Raw genomic sequence first — 15,186 nt, forward strand, 5'->3', positions numbered from 1 at the left:
GGGAGGACGAGTAACGGTGGCAGTCGAACAGGGGGCCCTGCCCGCCGAGGCACGGGAGAAGCACGCCGACCTGGCCGAGCAGGTCGAGGAGCACCGCTTCCGGTACTACGTGAAGGACCAGCCGGTCATCAGCGACGGCGAGTTCGACAAGCTCCTGCGCGCCCTGGAGGCGCTGGAGGACGAGTACCCCGAGCTGCGCACGCCGGACTCGCCGACGCAGAAGGTGGCGGGGCAGTACGAAACGGAGTTCACCTCCGTCGAGCACCGGGAGCGCATGCTCTCCCTCGACAACGCCTTCGACGACCTGGAACTGGCCGCCTGGGCCGAGCGGATCGCCCGTGACGTCGGCACCCCCGACTACCACCTCCTGTGCGAGCTCAAGGTCGACGGCCTCGCGGTCAACCTCACCTACGAGCGCGGTCGGCTCACCCGGGCGGCCACCCGGGGCGACGGCCGGGCCGGCGAGGACATCACGCCCAACGTCCGTACGATCGCGGACATCCCGGAGCGGCTGCACGGGGACCGCGTCCCGGAGCTCGTCGAGATCCGCGGCGAGGTCTACTTCCCGATGGAGGCCTTCGAAGGGCTCAACGCGCGGCTCGTGGAGGCGGGGGACAAGCCGTTCGCCAACCCGCGCAACGCGGCGGCCGGTTCGCTGCGGCAGAAGGACCCGAAGGTCACCGCGACCCGCCCGCTCCGCATGGTCGTCCACGGCATCGGCGCACGCGAGGGCTTCGCCATCGACCGCCTCAGTCAGGCGTACGAGCTGCTGCGCGAGTGGGGCCTGCCGACCGCCCGGCACAACAGGGTGGTCGACTCCCTGGAGGCCGTACGGGAGTTCATCGCGTACTTCGGTGAGAACCGGCACTCCGTGGAGCACGAGATCGACGGCGTCGTCGTCAAGCTGGACGAGATCCCGCTCCAGGGCCGGCTGGGCTCCACCGCGCGCGCCCCGCGCTGGGCGATCGCCTGGAAGTACGCGCCGGAGGAGGTCAACACCAAGCTGGTCGACATCAAGGTCGGCGTCGGCCGGACGGGCCGGGTCACTCCGTACGCCCAGGTCGAGCCGGTCACGGTGGCCGGTTCCGAGGTCGAGTTCGCCACCCTCCACAACCAGGAGGTGGTGAAGGCCAAGGGCGTGCTCATCGGCGACACGGTCGTGCTGCGCAAGGCCGGTGACGTCATCCCGGAGATCCTCGGCCCGGTCGCCGACCTGCGGGACGGCACCGAGCGGGAGTTCGTGATGCCCGCCGAGTGCCCCGAGTGCGGGACGCCGCTGCGGGCCATGAAGGAGGGGGACATCGATCTGCGCTGCCCCAACGCGCGGACCTGCCCCGCCCAGCTGCGTGAACGGCTCTTCTACCTGGCCGGCCGCGAGTGCCTCGACATCGAGAACTTCGGCTCGGTCGCCGCCGCCGCGCTCACCCGCCCGCTGGAGCCCTCCGAGCCGCCGCTCGTCGACGAGGGCGACCTCTTCGACCTCACCATCGAGCGGCTGCTGCCGATCAAGGCGTACGTCCTCGACCCGGACAGCGGCCTGCCCAAGCGGGACCCGAAGACCGGCGAGGAGAAGGTCGTCACGGTCTTCGCCAACCAGAAGGGCGAGCCGAAGAAGAACGCGCTCTCCATGCTGGCGAACATCGAGGCGGCCAAGACCCGTCCGCTGGCCCGGTTCATCAACGGGCTCTCGATCCGTCACGTGGGCCCGGTCGCCGCCCAGGCGCTCGCCCGCGAGTTCCGCTCGCTGGACCGGATCGAGCAGGCGAGCGAGGAGGAGCTCGCCGCCGTCGACGGGGTCGGCGGGATCATCGCCGCCGCCGTGAAGGACTGGTTCTCCGAGGAGTGGCACCGCGAGATCGTGCGCAAGTGGCGTGCGGCCGGGGTGCTTCTTGAGGAAGAAGGTGCGGGCGAGGACGAAGGGCCGCGACCGCTGGAAGGACTCACGGTCGTCGTCACCGGCACCCTGCAGAACTTCACCAGGGATGGCGCAAAAGAGTCCCTCCAGAGCCGTGGCGCGAAGGTGACCGGTTCCGTTTCGAAGAAGACCGACTTCGTCGTCGTGGGCGAGAACCCGGGATCCAAGTACGACAAGGCGATGCAGCTCAAGGTTCCGGTTCTGGACGAGGACGGCTTCGCCGTGCTGCTCGAACAGGGGCCCGAAGCCGCTCGGGAGGCGGCGGTTCCGCCCGAGGCGTAGCCGGGGGGACGCCGGCGGACGGCCCCGTCGGCGTCACCCGTTCGGCGCATACCAGATCGTTAGGGGTGGGCCGGTCGCATTCGGGCAAGACATGGAGAGCGCTGCCCGTCGGAGCCCTCCGCGGCCTAGTGTTGAGACCGTGCGTCTGTCGCGCACGGCTGCGTGGGGCTCTGCCGGTCGTGGCGGCATGACAACGGCCCATCGCGTTGCAACGGCACCGCCGGCTGTGAGAGGGACCAATGAAACCGACCGAGAGTGCCGCCGCCCCGCTCTCCCGGGCGCGGGGCCGCGCGGCTTGCGTCGCGATCACCTCCGGGCTTCCCGGAGCCGTGGTCGGCCTCGCCGCCGTCGTGCTCGCCACCGGGATCTACCGGGCCGTGAGCGCCGGCCACGGACTCTTCCCCGGCGGCGCCGAGGGCTGGTCCCTCGCCGTCCTCACCGGACTCATCGTCGGACACCTGGTCGCCCTCGGCCGGGACCGCTGGTGGGGCGGCACCGGCTCCGGCGCCGCCCTCACCCTCGCCGTCCTGCTCCTCTACGGCTGGGTGCCCGCCGGACTCGTCTCCATGACCGTCGTCGTCCTCGTCGGCGCGGCCCGCCGCCACCGCTGGCGCCAGGGCCTGCTCCACGGCGCCGTGGACGTCCTCGGGGTCGGCGCCGCCGCCCTGGTCCTCGCCGCCTTCGGAGACGTACCGACCGTCGAGCAGCCCTGGCGGCCCCCCGACTGGGGGATCGCCGACATACCGGAAGTCGCGCTCGCCGCCGGCACCTACCTTGTGGTGACCAGGCTCCTCCTGTGGTACTCCCTCTCGCCCCGCGGAGGGCTGCCGACCGTCGCCCGCACCGCCCTGCTCCGGCAGGGCCTCGTCGCCGTCGCCCTGCTCGGCATCGCCCCGCTGATCTGCGTCGTCGCCGTCTCCCAGCCGCTGCTGCTGCCGCTCTTCGCGGTCCCGCTCATCGCCCTCGACTCCACGCTCTGGATCGCCCGCGCCCGCGCGGAGGAGCAGCTGAAGGACCCGCTCACCGGGCTGCCGAACCGGCAGTGGCTCCTGGAGCGCGCCTGGAGCGCCCTGGAGGAGGCCGAGGGCGAGGGCGTCCGCTCGGCACTCGTCCTGATCGACCTCGACCGCTTCCGATCGGTCAACGACACCCTCGGGCACCTCGCCGGAGACCGGCTGCTCCTCCAGATCGCCGAGCGCCTCAAGCTCGCCCTGCCGCGCGGAGCGGAGGCCGCGCGGCTCGGCGGCGACGAGTTCGCCGTCCTGCTCCCCACCGCCGACTCCACGACCAGCGCCCAGCGCGTCGCCCGCCACCTGGTCGCCGAGCTCTCCTCGCCGCTCGACCTCGACGGCCTCACCCTCGTCCTTGAGGCCAGCGCCGGCGTCGCCGTCTTCCCCGACCACGCGCTCGACGCCGAGGGCCTGCTGCGCCGCGCGGACGTCGCCATGTACCAGGCGAAGAGGGACCGTACGGGCGTGGAGGTGTACGAGTCGAAGCGCGACTCCAACACCCCCGACCGGCTCGGCCTCCTCGGCGACCTGCGGCGCGCCCTGGACGCGGGCGACGTCGAGCTCCACTACCAGCCCAAGGTCCGCTTCGACGGCCAGGTCGCCGGCCTGGAGGCCCTCGTCCGCTGGGTGCACCCGGAGCGCGGCCGGGTCCCTCCCGACGAGTTCATCGCCATCGCCGAGTCCTCGGGCCTGATGCCGCACCTCACCGAGTACGTCCTGGAGACCGCGCTCGCGCAGGTGGCCCGGTGGCGTGCCCAGGGGTTGAACGTTCCTGTGGCCGTCAACGTCTCGCCCCGCGACGTCCACACCCCCGGCTTCGCCGGCGCGGTCGCCGCCCGGCTGGCCCGCCACGGCGTCCCCGCCGGAGCGCTCCAGCTGGAGATAACCGAGCACGTGCTCCTGGAGGACCCGCAGCGCGCCGCCGACACCATGGCCGGCCTGACAGGACACGGCGTGAAGATGTCCCTGGACGATTTCGGCACCGGCTACTCCTCCCTCGTCCACCTGCGGCGCCTGCCGGTGAGCGAGCTGAAGATCGACCGCTCCTTCGTGGCCAGGCTCGCCGTCGACGCCGAGGACGCCGAGATCGTCCGCTGCACCCTGGACCTCGCCCACTCGCTCGGCCTGCTCGTGGTCGCCGAGGGCGTCGAGGACGACGAGACCTGGGAGCGCCTGCGCGACCTGGGCTGCGACGCCGTCCAGGGCTGGCTGGTCGCCGCCGCGATGCCGCCCGCCGAGACCACGGCCTGGCTGCGCGCCCGCGGCGAGCACGGCTGGCGCCGCCCCTCCGAGGAGGCGGCCCTGGAGGCCGCCCGGGCGGCCTCGCCCGTGGACCTCGACCACCCCTCGGGCCAGGTGGTGCAGTAGCCCAGGGCGGTCGGGTACGGCGGTCCCGGGCGGTCCGGTGCGGCGGTCCGCGCGAGGGTGGCGGGCCGACCGTTTCACGGGTGGCGGTGCGGGCCCCATAGGATTGGGCCCAACACCATCAAACTCACCCCGTGAGGATCGCATGCCTGGCATCACGCGCGAGGAGGTCGCCCACCTCGCACGGCTGGCGCGTCTGGAGCTGAAGGGCGAAGAGCTCGATCACTTCGCCGGTCAGCTCGACGACATCATCGGCGCGGTCGCCCGCGTCTCCGAGGTCGCCGACCAAGACGTACCGCCGACCTCCCACCCGCTGCCGCTGACGAACGTCATGCGCGCGGACGAGGTCCGTCCGTCGCTCACCCCCGAGCAGGCGCTCTCCGGCGCCCCGGCCCAGGAGCAGCAGCGTTTCAAGGTGCCGCAGATCCTGGGGGAGGACTAATCACATGACGGACAGCACCATCATCAAGCTCACGGCCGCCGAGATCGCCGCGAAGATCGCCTCCGGCGAGCTCACCGCGGTCGAGGTGACCGAGGCCCACCTGGCCCGCATCGAGGCCGTGGACGAGAAGGTCCACGCCTTCCTGCACGTGGACCGCGAGGGCGCCCTCGCCCAGGCCCGCGCCGTGGACGCCAAGCGCGCCGCAGGCGAGAAGCTGGGCCCGCTGGCCGGCGTACCGCTCGCCCTGAAGGACATCTTCACCACCAAGGGCATCCCGACCACCGTCGGCTCGAAGATCCTCGAAGGCTGGATCCCGCCGTACGACGCGACCCTGGTGAAGAACCTGAAGGCCGCCGACGTCGTCATCCTCGGCAAGACCAACATGGACGAGTTCGCCATGGGGTCCTCCACCGAGAACAGCGCGTACGGCCCCACCGGCAACCCCTGGGACCTCACCCGGATCCCCGGCGGCTCCGGCGGTGGCTCCTCCGCCGCCCTCGCCGCGTACGAGGCCCCGCTCGCCATCGGCACGGACACCGGCGGCTCGATCCGCCAGCCCGCCGCCGTCACCGGCACCGTCGGCGTCAAGCCGACCTACGGCGGCGTCTCCCGCTACGGCATGGTGGCCTTCTCGTCCTCCCTCGACCAGGGCGGCCCCTGCGCCCGTACGGTCCTGGACGCGGCCCTGCTGCACGAGGCCATCGCCGGGCACGACCCGCTGGACTCGACCTCCATCGACGCCCCGGTCCCGCCGGTCGTCGAGGCCGCCCGCAACGGCTCCGTCGCCGGCATGCGCGTCGGTGTCGTCAAGCAGTTCCGCGGCGAGGGCTACCAGGCCGGTGTCGTGCAGCGCTTCGACGAGTCCGTCGAGCTCCTCAAGGGGCTCGGCGCCGAGATCGTCGAGCTGGACTGCCCGACCTTCGACCTCGCCCTCTCGGCGTACTACCTGATCGCGCCGTCCGAGTGCTCCTCCAACCTGGCCCGCTTCGACGCCATGCGCTACGGCCTGCGCGTCGGCGACGACGGCACCCGGTCGGCCGAGGACGTCACCGCCCTCACCCGTGAGGCCGGCTTCGGCGACGAGGTCAAGCGCCGCATCATCCTCGGTACGTACGCGCTGAGCTCCGGCTACTACGACGCGTACTACGGCTCGGCGCAGAAGGTCCGCACCCTCATCACCCGCGAGTTCGAGCAGGCCTTCGAGCAGGTGGACGTGATCGTCTCCCCGACGACCCCCACCACCGCCTTCCCGATCGGCGAGCGCGCCGACGACCCGATGGCGATGTACCTCGCGGACCTGTGCACCATCCCGACCAACCTGGCGGGCAACGCCGCCATGTCGCTGCCCTGCGGCCTCGCGCCGGAGGACGGTCTGCCGGTCGGCCTGCAGATCATCGCCCCCGCCATGAAGGACGACCGGCTGTACAAGGTCGGCGCCGCCGTCGAGGCCGCCTTCGTGGAAAAGTGGGGCCACCCGCTGCTTGAGGAGGCTCCGTCGCTGTGAGTGCCATGGCAAAGAAAGCCAAGAACTTCAAGAAGTCGAAGACCGGCATCTACGTCTCGCTGGCGACCACGGCGTTCGGTGCCGTCAGCGTCGCGAAGCAGGCCAAGCTGGCCCGCAACGACAACGACATGCTGCGGCTGATCGACTCCGCCGTATCCGCCGCCGCCATCGTTACCGGCCTGGCGATCCTCTACCGGGAGCTCAAGCGCCTGGGCGACGACGACGTCCTGCTGGGCTGAGAGGGAAAGTCTCACCGTGACTGTCACTGAACTGCTGTCGTACGACGCGGCCCTCGCGGCGTTCGACCCCGTCATGGGCCTGGAGGTCCATGTCGAACTCGGTACGAAGACCAAGATGTTCTGCGGCTGCTCGACCGAGCTGGGCGCCGAGCCCAACTCGCAGACCTGCCCCACCTGTCTCGGTCTGCCCGGCTCGCTCCCGGTCGTCAACGCGATCGGCGTCGAGTCGGCCGTCAAGATCGGTCTCGCGCTGAACTGCGAGATCGCCGAGTGGTGCCGCTTCGCCCGGAAGAACTACTTCTATCCGGACATGCCGAAGAACTTCCAGACCTCGCAGTACGACGAGCCGATCGCCTTCAACGGCTATCTGGACGTCCAGCTGGAGGACGGGGAGATCTTCCGCGTGGAGATCGAGCGCGCCCACATGGAGGAGGACACCGGCAAGTCGCTGCACGTCGGCGGCGCCACCGGCCGTATCCACGGCGCGTCCCACTCCCTGCTGGACTACAACCGCGCCGGCATCCCGCTCATCGAGATCGTCACCAAGCCCATCGAGGGCGCGGGCGAGCGGGCCCCCGAGGTCGCCAAGGCGTACGTCGCCGAGCTGCGCGAGCTGATCCGCGCCCTGGGCGTCTCCGAGGCGCGGATGGACAAGGGCCAGATGCGCTGTGACGTGAACCTGTCGCTGCGCCCCAACGGCACCAAGACCTTCGGCACCCGCTCGGAGACGAAGAACGTCAACTCGCTCCGCTCGGTGGAGCGCGCGGCGCGCTACGAGATCATGCGCCACGCGGCCGTACTGACCTCCGGCGGCACGATCGTGCAGGAGACCCGTCACTTCCACGAGGACGACGGCTCCACCACCTCGGGCCGGATCAAGGACAACGCCGAGGACTACCGGTACTTCCCGGAGCCCGACCTCGTCCCCGTCGCCCCGGCCCGTGCGTGGGTCGAGGAGCTGCGCGGCGGACTGCCCGAGCTGCCGCGCGTGCGCCGCAACCGGCTCCGTGAGGAGTGGGGCGTCTCCGAGCACGACATGCAGTCGATCCTCAACGCGGGCGCGGTCGACCTGATCGTCGCGACCACGGACGCGGGCGCTCCGTCGGACCAGGCCCGCAAGTGGTGGATGGGCGAACTGGCCCGTTCCGCCAACGAGTCGGGCACGGCTCTGGACGAGCTGCCGATCACCCCGGCGCAGGTCGCCCGGGTGACCGAGCTGGTGGCCTCCGGCGACCTCACCGACAAGCTGGCCCGCCAGGTCATCGAAGGCGTGCTGGCCGGCGAGGGCGGCCCGGACGAGGTCGTCGAGAAGCGCGGCCTGAAGGTCGTCTCCGACGAGGGCGCGCTCGGCACGGCGGTCGACGAGGCCATCGCGGCCAACGCGGGCATCGCCGACAAGATCCGCGGCGGCAAGGTCGCGGCGGTCGGCGCCCTGGTCGGCGCGGTCATGAAGGCCACCCGCGGCCAGGCGGACGCGGCGCGCGTGAAGGACCTGATCCTGGAGAAGCTGGGCGTCAGCGAGGGCTGACCGTCCGGTCGTTCCGTACGCGTACGAGGGCGGCGCCCCGGGTCTCTTGGGACTCGGGGCGCCGCCCTTCGCGTATCAGCGCTTGAGGGTGGGGTCGCCGAGGACGAGGGTGCCCATGTCGCAGCCGCCGTCGACGGGGTCGGCTCCGAGTCGGACGAGCAGCATCTCGCCGCCGTCGAGGCGTAGGTAGCGTCGATGGCGGTCGACGATCGCCTGCTCGGGCTCGGGCCCTCCGAGATGCTCGGTCATCTCGGGGGTGTTCTGGCGGTGCAGGGTCTCCAGACCCACTTCGACCATGGTTCGAGCTGAAGAGTGCTCATGACGCGGACACTACGCCCCGCCACTGACACTCCATCTCGCGCGGCACCAGGCGCACTTCAGCCCACCGGGCGCACTGTGAACGAGGCGCCCGGGGCCGCGTGGTCGACCGGGCCGTCGAAGCGGGTCGAGGCGCGGGCCACCGCCTCCCGCGGGGAGAGGGAGCGTCCGACGTGCGTGACGATCAGCCGGCCCGCCCCGGCCGCGCGGGCCGTGTCGCCGGCGTCCTCGGGGGTGTGGTGCACCTGCTCGCCCTCGGCCGGTACGTCCGCGCTGTCCGCCTCGCAGAGCAGGGCACCGCAGCCCTCGGCGAGTTGGGTGAGGCTCGGGCAGGGCGCGGTGTCCCCGGAGTACGCCAGCGACCCGCCGGCCGCCTCGACGCGGACGGCGAACGCCGGGATGCCGTGCGCCACCGCCCGGCTGGTCAGCCGCAGCGAGCCGACGGCCGCCTGATGGCCGTCGTACAACTCGGTGACGGCGAAGGCGGATTCGACCGGACTGCGGTCCGGTGTGTTGGTGAGGAACCCGGCCAGCCGGTCGGCGATGCCGGGCGGGCCGTAGAGCGGGATCGGTGCCGCCAGACGGATGTCCGCGTACAGGAGGCCGTAGTAGGCGGTGAGCAGGTCCGCGCTGTGGTCGGCGTGCAGGTGGGAGATCCAGACGGCGTCGAGCGCGTCGAGCCGTACGTGCCGCTGGAGCGGGCCGAGCGTGCCGGTGCCGGCGTCCATCCAGATCCGGGTGTCGCCGCTCGACACCAGATAGCCCGAGCACGGGTTGTCGACGCTCGGGTACGGCGTCGCGGAGCCCAGGACCGTCAGGCGCAGCTCATCAGTCATCCCGGGATCCTAGAAGGTGCCGTCCGCAGACCGCCGTTGCACCATGGGCGGCCGGGCGGCGGCCGGACGGCCGGACGGCCGGAGGACCGCGGTCCGTCTCCCGGCTCGATCTCGCTTGGACTCCTCGTGCCCAGTATGTGGACGTTCTTCGTCGCGTCGGCGTGAGGTCTTCTCCACGTCACCCTGCCTCACTACCGTCCCCCGGGAACCACCCCATGGCTCGACGACGAGCCATGGGGCCGTCGACTGGAGGTCGGTCTTGTCCCCCGAGAAGTCCCGGATGTCCCGCCGCAAGGTGCTCGCCCTGGGCGGAGGCGCGCTCGGCGCCGCTGCGGCGGCCTCGCTGCTCCCGCCGTCGCTTCAGGAGGCGATCGCCGCGGGGCCGCCGGCCGGAGGCATGTCCGCCGTGCGGCACGTGGTGATCCTCATGCAGGAGAACCGTTCCTTCGATCACTACTTCGGCACCCTGCGCGGAGTCCGGGGCTTCGGCGACCGGAACGCGATCGAGCTGCCCTCCGGCAAGCCCGTCTTCGAGCAGCCCGCCGCCCTCGGCAGGACCGTGCTGCCGTTCCCGATCCGGGGCGCCGCCGAGACGCAGAAGAAGGACCTCCAGTACATCGGCGACCTCGACCACTCCTGGAGCGGCGGAGCCAAGGCCTGGCACGACGGCTGGATGGACGGCTGGGTCTCCGCCAAGACCGCCGCGACCATGGCGTACTACGACCGCCGGGACATCCCGCTCCACTACGAGCTCGCCGACACCTTCACCGTCTGCGACGCCTACCACTCGTCCACCCACACCTCGACGAGCCCCAACCGCAACCACCTCTGGTCGGGCTGGACCGGCTACGAGGCCGACGGCAGCCGCGCCGTCACCAACGCCGCGTACGCCGAGGCCACCCACCCCGGCTACCCCTGGCCCACCTACGCCGAGCGCCTCGAAGCGGCCGGGCGGAGCTGGAAGACGTACACGGAGTGGGAGAACTTCACCGACAACAACATCGAGTTCTTCACCTCCTTCAAGAAGATCGCCCGCAAGGCCCTCGCCCCCACCGGCGGGCACACCTTCATGGAGTCCTTCTACGCCGCCGTCGGCGACACCGAGGACGCCGCCGAGCGGGCCAGGCTGCTCGCCGCCCTCGAGGACGGCGTCCGTACCCTCACCGACGCCGAGCGCTCGCTCTTCGAGCGCGGACTGCGCCGCGTCGAGACCGGGAAGCTCGCCGACGCCTTCCGCGCCGACGTGGCCGCGGGGACCCTGCCCGAGGTCTCCTACCTCGTGCCGTCCGCGATCGACTCCGAGCACCCCGGCTCCTCCTCGCCGATCGCCTCCGCCTCGCTCGTCTACAAGGTGCTCGACGCGCTCGGCTCGCACCCGGACGTCTGGCGCCACACCGTCCTGCTGATCAACTACGACGAGAACGACGGCTTCTTCGACCACGTGCCGCCGCCCGTCCCGCCGGCCGAGAACACGGACGAGCGCTGGAAGGGCCTGCCCACCGGCCTCGGCATCCGCGTCCCGCTGCTCGTCGTCTCGCCCTGGTCGCTCGGCGGCTACGTCTGCTCCGAGACCTTCGACCACACCTCGGTGATCCGCTTCCTGGAGAGGCTCACCGGCATCGAGGAACCCAACATCACCCCGTGGCGGCGCGCCGTCACCGGCGACCTGACCTCCGCCTTCGACTTCCGGCGCGCCCACCGGCAGCCCGAGGTCGAGGAGCCCGGCCCGATCCCGCCGTTCTCGGGCCGCTGGCGGCCGCAGCCCCCGCTGGTCCAGAAGATGCCGGTCCAGGAGCCGGGCACCCGCCCCGCGCGCCCGCTGCCGTACCAGCCGGACGCCCAGGCGCGGGTCGGCACCGGCCGGGTCACCGTCGACCTGAAGAACACCGGGAAGGGCTCCGTGCACTTCGCGCTCTACCCGTACGAGGGTGAGTTCACGGTCCCCCAGCACCAGGACGTAAGGGGCACGGCGCAATGGGCGGTACCCCTTACGCGTGATCATTACCGGTTCACGGTCACCGGCCCGAACGGCTTCCGCCGCGAGTTCGAGGGCCCGGCCACGGGCGGCGCCGAGCTCGCCTCGTACATCGACCATCACGACCGTGACCTGCATCTCACCGTACGGAACACGGGCTCCGCGCCGGTCTCCTTCACCGTCCGGCCGCTCGGTTACGTGGACCCCGAGGACCTGGGAGACCGGCGTGACTGGACCCGTACGGTCACGGTGAAGCCCGGCCGGAGCCGTACCCTCGTGCACTCGGCCGCCGACGCGCACGGCTGGTACGACGTCGAGGTGACCGCCCCGGGCGGCTTCCGCCGGCGACTCATGGGGCACATCGAGAACGGGCGGGCGAGCGTCTCCGGCTGAGACCTCCGAGAAACTCCGTACGCGGCTCCGCGCGGGGGCCCGGGTCCAAAGGCCCGAGCTTCCGCGCGAAGCTGTGAGTATCGACACGAATGGGGCAATTGATCTTATTGGGCTGCGACAGTGGCCTCATGTAGGTCATGCGTTCTTTTCGGGCTGTTCCCCGGCAAAGATCCACGAACCACCACCAGGGAGCAGGTCCTTTGGCAGCCATCGCACGGTGGTGCATCAAGCACCGCCTCGTCGCCGTTCTGCTCTGGCTCGTCGCGCTCGGCGGGGCCGTCGCCGGAGCATCGGTCGCGGGCTCCGCGTACTCCAACGACTACGAGGTCCCCGGCACCGAGTCCGGCCGCGCCACCGCCCTCCTCGAAAAGGGCTTCCCCGGCACCGGCGGCGACGGCAACACCATCGTGTGGCACACCGACAAGGGCAGCGTTCGGGCCACCGGTGTCGAGCAGCGCATGACCGAGATGCTCGACGAGGTCGCCGACCTCCCCGGCATCGCCTCCGTGACCTCCCCGTACGGCCCCGGGCCCGCCGCCCAGGCCCAGATCAGCGAGGACGGGCACACGGCCTACGCGGCCGTCACCTTCCACGAGCAGGCCGACGACATCCCGAAGTCCGAGGCCCAGGCCCTCGTCGACACCGCCCGCTCCGCCGCCGACGGGGACGTCGAGGTCGAGCTGGGCGGCAGCGCCGTCGCCCTCACCGAGGCCTCCGGCGGCCATGTCGCCGAGGCCGTCGGCGTCGCCGTCGCGGCCGTCGTCCTCTTCCTCGCCTTCGGCTCGCTCGCCGCCTCCGCGCTCCCCATCGCCACCGCGCTCGTCAGCGTGGGCATCGCGTACTCCGGAATCGCGCTCCTCGGCCATGTGATGACCGTCGCCGACTTCGCCCCCATGCTGGGCATGCTCATCGGCCTCGGCGTCGGCATCGACTACGCGCTCTTCATCGTCACCCGCCACCGAAAGGGCCTGAAACGCGGGCTCTCGGTCCCCGAATCCGCGCGGATCGCCGTCGCCACCACCGGGCGCGCCGTCGTCTTCGCCGGGGCGACCGTCTGCATCGCGCTGCTCGGCATGCTGATCCTGCGGCTGAGCTTCCTCAACGGCGTCGCCATCGCCGCCTCGCTGACCGTCGTCCTCACGGTCGCCGCGTCCGTCACCCTGCTGCCCGCGCTGCTCTCCCTGATCGGGATGCGGGCGCTGTCGCGCCGCGAGCGCAGGCAGCTGGCCGAGCACGGCCCGCAGCCCGAGCTGCCGACCGGCTTCGCCGCCCGCTGGTCCGCCTTCGTGGAGCGCCACCCCAAGCTGCTCGGCGTGGTCGCCGCCGTCGTCATGGCCGTCCTCGCGCTGCCCACCCTCTCGCTCCACCTCGGCACCTCCGACCAGGGCAACGGCCCTGCCACGGCCACGACCCGGCAGGCCTACGACCTGCTCGCCGACGGCTTCGGGCCAGGCGTCAACGGGCCGCTGACCCTCGTCGCCCAGATCGACGGCGCCGACGACCGCGTCGCGCTCGGCGAGCTGCCGGCCGCGCTGGCGAACACCAAGGGCGTCGAGTCCGTCTCCCCGGTCACGTACAACAGCGCGGGGGACACCGCCCTCCTCACCGTCGTACCGGACTCCTCCCCGCAGTCGAAGGCCACCAGCGAGCTGGTGGACCGGCTGCGCGCGGACGTGCTGCCCACGGCCGAGCGGGGCACGTCGCTCGACGTGCACGTCGGCGGCGTCACGGCCTCGTACGACGACTTCGCCGAGATCATCGTCGGCAAGCTGCCGCTCTTCGTCGGCGTCGTCATCGCGCTCGGCTCGCTGCTGCTCCTCGTCGCCTTCCGGTCGATCGGCATCCCGCTGAAGGCCGCGCTGATGAACGTGGCGGCCGTCGCCTCGGCCTTCGGGATCGTCGTCGCGATCTTCCAGTGGGGCTGGGGGAGCGAGCTGCTCGGGCTCGGCAGCGCGGGCCCGATCGAACCCTTCCTGCCCGTGATCATGGTCTCGGTGCTCTTCGGGCTCTCCATGGACTACCAGGTCTTCCTGGTCAGCCGGATGTACGAGGAGTGGCTGGAGACCGGGGACAACCGGCGGGCGGTCCGGGTCGGGCTCGCCGAGACCAGCCGCGTGATCAACTCGGCGGCGGTCATCATGATCTCCGTCTTCCTCGCCTTCGTGCTCTCCGGCGACCGGGTGGTCGCGATGTTCGGCATCGCCCTCGCGGCGGCCGTCGCCCTGGACGCCTTCGTCCTACGGACCCTGCTCGTCCCGGCCCTCATGCACATGCTCGGCGGGGCCAACTGGTGGCTGCCGCGCTGGCTCGACCGCCGGATGCCCCGCATCAGCATCGAGCCGCCGGAGAGTCGCGCCGCCGCCGACGCCCGGGACGCGGACGTCCGGGACGCCGACGCCCGCGACGCGGAGGTCGCGGCGATCCCCGCGCAGCGCGTGACGGTGGACGAGACGGCGTCTTAAGACACTTCTCATGTGCGGCACCTAGCGTGCGGCGCATGACTATCAAGACTGAGAAGACGACCGAGCCGGCCGAAGAGAAGGCCCCCGAGGCCGTCGAGCCGGCCGAAGAGTCGGACGAGGTCGTCGACGAGGTCGTCGACGAGTCCGACGAGCTGGACGAGGAGTTCGCCGAGGACGACGCGGATCTCGCCGCCTCCGCCGCCGGTGACGGCATCGGCGCGGGCGCCGCCGCCGTCGTCTCCGCCGGGCTCGGGCTCGCCGCCCTCACCGGCACCTGGGTGGGGAAGGTCAGCAGCGAGCGCGAGACGCTCATCGGCCAGATCAAGGCCCAGGGCGGCACGGCCGCCCAGCAGATCAACGAGATCTACGCCGACGCCTGGCACGCCACCGCCCTCGTCAACGGTGTCTTCGCGTTCCTCGCCCTGATCGTCGCCGTGCTCGTCCTCATCCGCCCGCAGCGGCCCGCCTGGGTCCGCGCGGTGGCCGTCGCCGGCGCCGTCCTCGGCGCGATCGGCATGTTCCTGTCGGCGGGGATGTTCTTCGACCTGTTCCTGAGCCTTCCGACCGCGCCCTAGGAGCCCTAGGGGCCCTAGTTCTCCCTAAGGCCCCCAGAGGGGTCTCCCTAAGGACCCCCGTACCCCGAACATGCGGCACTCGCCCGATGTGGCCGTCCCCCCTGGCCGACGAGAGTAGAGGCATCGCAAGGAGCGATACCGACACCAGGGGAGAACGACATGTTCGCGTACGAACTGAACCGCCAGCACCACGCCGAGCTCGTCGCCGAGGCCGCCGCCCAGCGCCTGATCCGTCAGGCCGTCTCGGCGCGGCGGGCCGCGAAGGCCCGCCGGTCCGGCGGCCAAGAGTCCGAAGGGCGGGTGGGATCGGCGCGCGACCGCTTCGCCCGGGCCGCGTGACCA

The 15,186-nt window shown here is 71.6% G+C and carries 12 protein-coding genes; 10 read left to right on the forward strand and 2 right to left on the reverse strand.

The genetic code is table 11. From position 1 onward, the window contains the following. The first annotated feature begins 16 nt into the window (after positions 1 to 16). The 6 genes from ligA (at position 17) to gatB (ending at position 8,285) form a co-directional block, all read left to right on the forward strand. Complete coding sequence (gene ligA, locus ACGFYP_RS21335; protein WP_393495646.1) at positions 17 to 2,197, forward strand: NAD-dependent DNA ligase LigA; 2,181 nt, start codon at positions 17 to 19, stop codon at positions 2,195 to 2,197. Positions 2,198 to 2,436: 239 nt separating this feature from the next. After that, the gene (locus tag ACGFYP_RS21340; RefSeq protein ID WP_393495649.1) at positions 2,437 to 4,575 is read left to right on the forward strand and encodes a putative bifunctional diguanylate cyclase/phosphodiesterase; all 2,139 of its coding nucleotides are present in this window, start codon (positions 2,437 to 2,439) and stop codon (positions 4,573 to 4,575) included. Between the two features lie 142 nt (positions 4,576 to 4,717). After that, the gene (gene gatC, locus ACGFYP_RS21345) at positions 4,718 to 5,014 is read left to right on the forward strand and encodes an Asp-tRNA(Asn)/Glu-tRNA(Gln) amidotransferase subunit GatC (RefSeq protein WP_015036350.1); all 297 of its coding nucleotides are present in this window, start codon (positions 4,718 to 4,720) and stop codon (positions 5,012 to 5,014) included. Between the two features lie 4 nt (positions 5,015 to 5,018). Continuing rightward, a complete protein-coding gene (gatA, locus tag ACGFYP_RS21350; protein WP_393495653.1) occupies positions 5,019 to 6,518 on the forward strand; it encodes an Asp-tRNA(Asn)/Glu-tRNA(Gln) amidotransferase subunit GatA in 1,500 nt (499 codons plus the stop codon). Positions 6,519 to 6,523: 5 nt separating this feature from the next. Beyond that, positions 6,524 to 6,757, forward strand: coding sequence for a hypothetical protein (locus ACGFYP_RS21355; protein ID WP_150274336.1), 234 nt, complete (start codon positions 6,524 to 6,526; stop codon positions 6,755 to 6,757). A gap of 16 nt (positions 6,758 to 6,773) precedes the next feature. After that, on the forward strand, positions 6,774 to 8,285 hold the full coding sequence (gene gatB, locus ACGFYP_RS21360) for an Asp-tRNA(Asn)/Glu-tRNA(Gln) amidotransferase subunit GatB (RefSeq protein WP_393495657.1): 1,512 nt from the start codon (positions 6,774 to 6,776) through the stop codon (positions 8,283 to 8,285). A 75-nt stretch (positions 8,286 to 8,360) separates the two neighbouring features. Here the strand turns inward: gatB and ACGFYP_RS21365 are convergent, their stop codons facing one another. Together ACGFYP_RS21365 and ACGFYP_RS21370 are read right to left on the reverse strand one after the other, a co-directional pair. After that, entirely contained in the window at positions 8,361 to 8,582 is a 222-nt protein-coding gene (locus ACGFYP_RS21365; RefSeq protein ID WP_393495660.1) for a hypothetical protein, read from the reverse strand. An 80-nt stretch (positions 8,583 to 8,662) separates the two neighbouring features. Next, on the reverse strand, positions 8,663 to 9,439 hold the full coding sequence (locus tag ACGFYP_RS21370; RefSeq protein ID WP_393495663.1) for an MBL fold metallo-hydrolase: 777 nt from the start codon (positions 9,437 to 9,439) through the stop codon (positions 8,663 to 8,665). A gap of 280 nt (positions 9,440 to 9,719) precedes the next feature. Between ACGFYP_RS21370 and ACGFYP_RS21375 the strand changes: the two genes are divergently transcribed. The 4 genes from ACGFYP_RS21375 to ACGFYP_RS21390 all read left to right on the forward strand — a co-directional run bounded on the left by ACGFYP_RS21375 (position 9,720) and on the right by ACGFYP_RS21390 (position 15,183). After that, entirely contained in the window at positions 9,720 to 11,807 is a 2,088-nt protein-coding gene (locus tag ACGFYP_RS21375) for a phosphocholine-specific phospholipase C (protein WP_393495666.1), read from the forward strand. A 200-nt stretch (positions 11,808 to 12,007) separates the two neighbouring features. Further along, the gene (locus tag ACGFYP_RS21380; RefSeq protein ID WP_393495669.1) at positions 12,008 to 14,269 is read left to right on the forward strand and encodes an MMPL family transporter; all 2,262 of its coding nucleotides are present in this window, start codon (positions 12,008 to 12,010) and stop codon (positions 14,267 to 14,269) included. Positions 14,270 to 14,304: 35 nt separating this feature from the next. Further along, positions 14,305 to 14,844, forward strand: coding sequence for a hypothetical protein (locus ACGFYP_RS21385; protein ID WP_393495672.1), 540 nt, complete (start codon positions 14,305 to 14,307; stop codon positions 14,842 to 14,844). 159 nt (positions 14,845 to 15,003) lie between these two features. Continuing rightward, positions 15,004 to 15,183 (forward strand): hypothetical protein, encoded by a 180-nt coding sequence (locus ACGFYP_RS21390; protein WP_361959205.1) that lies wholly within the window; start codon positions 15,004 to 15,006, stop codon positions 15,181 to 15,183. Positions 15,184 to 15,186 lie beyond the last annotated feature (3 nt).

Origin of the sequence: Streptomyces sp. NPDC048370 (assembly GCF_043200825.1) — a bacterium.
Lineage (GTDB): Bacteria > Actinomycetota > Actinomycetes > Streptomycetales > Streptomycetaceae > Streptomyces.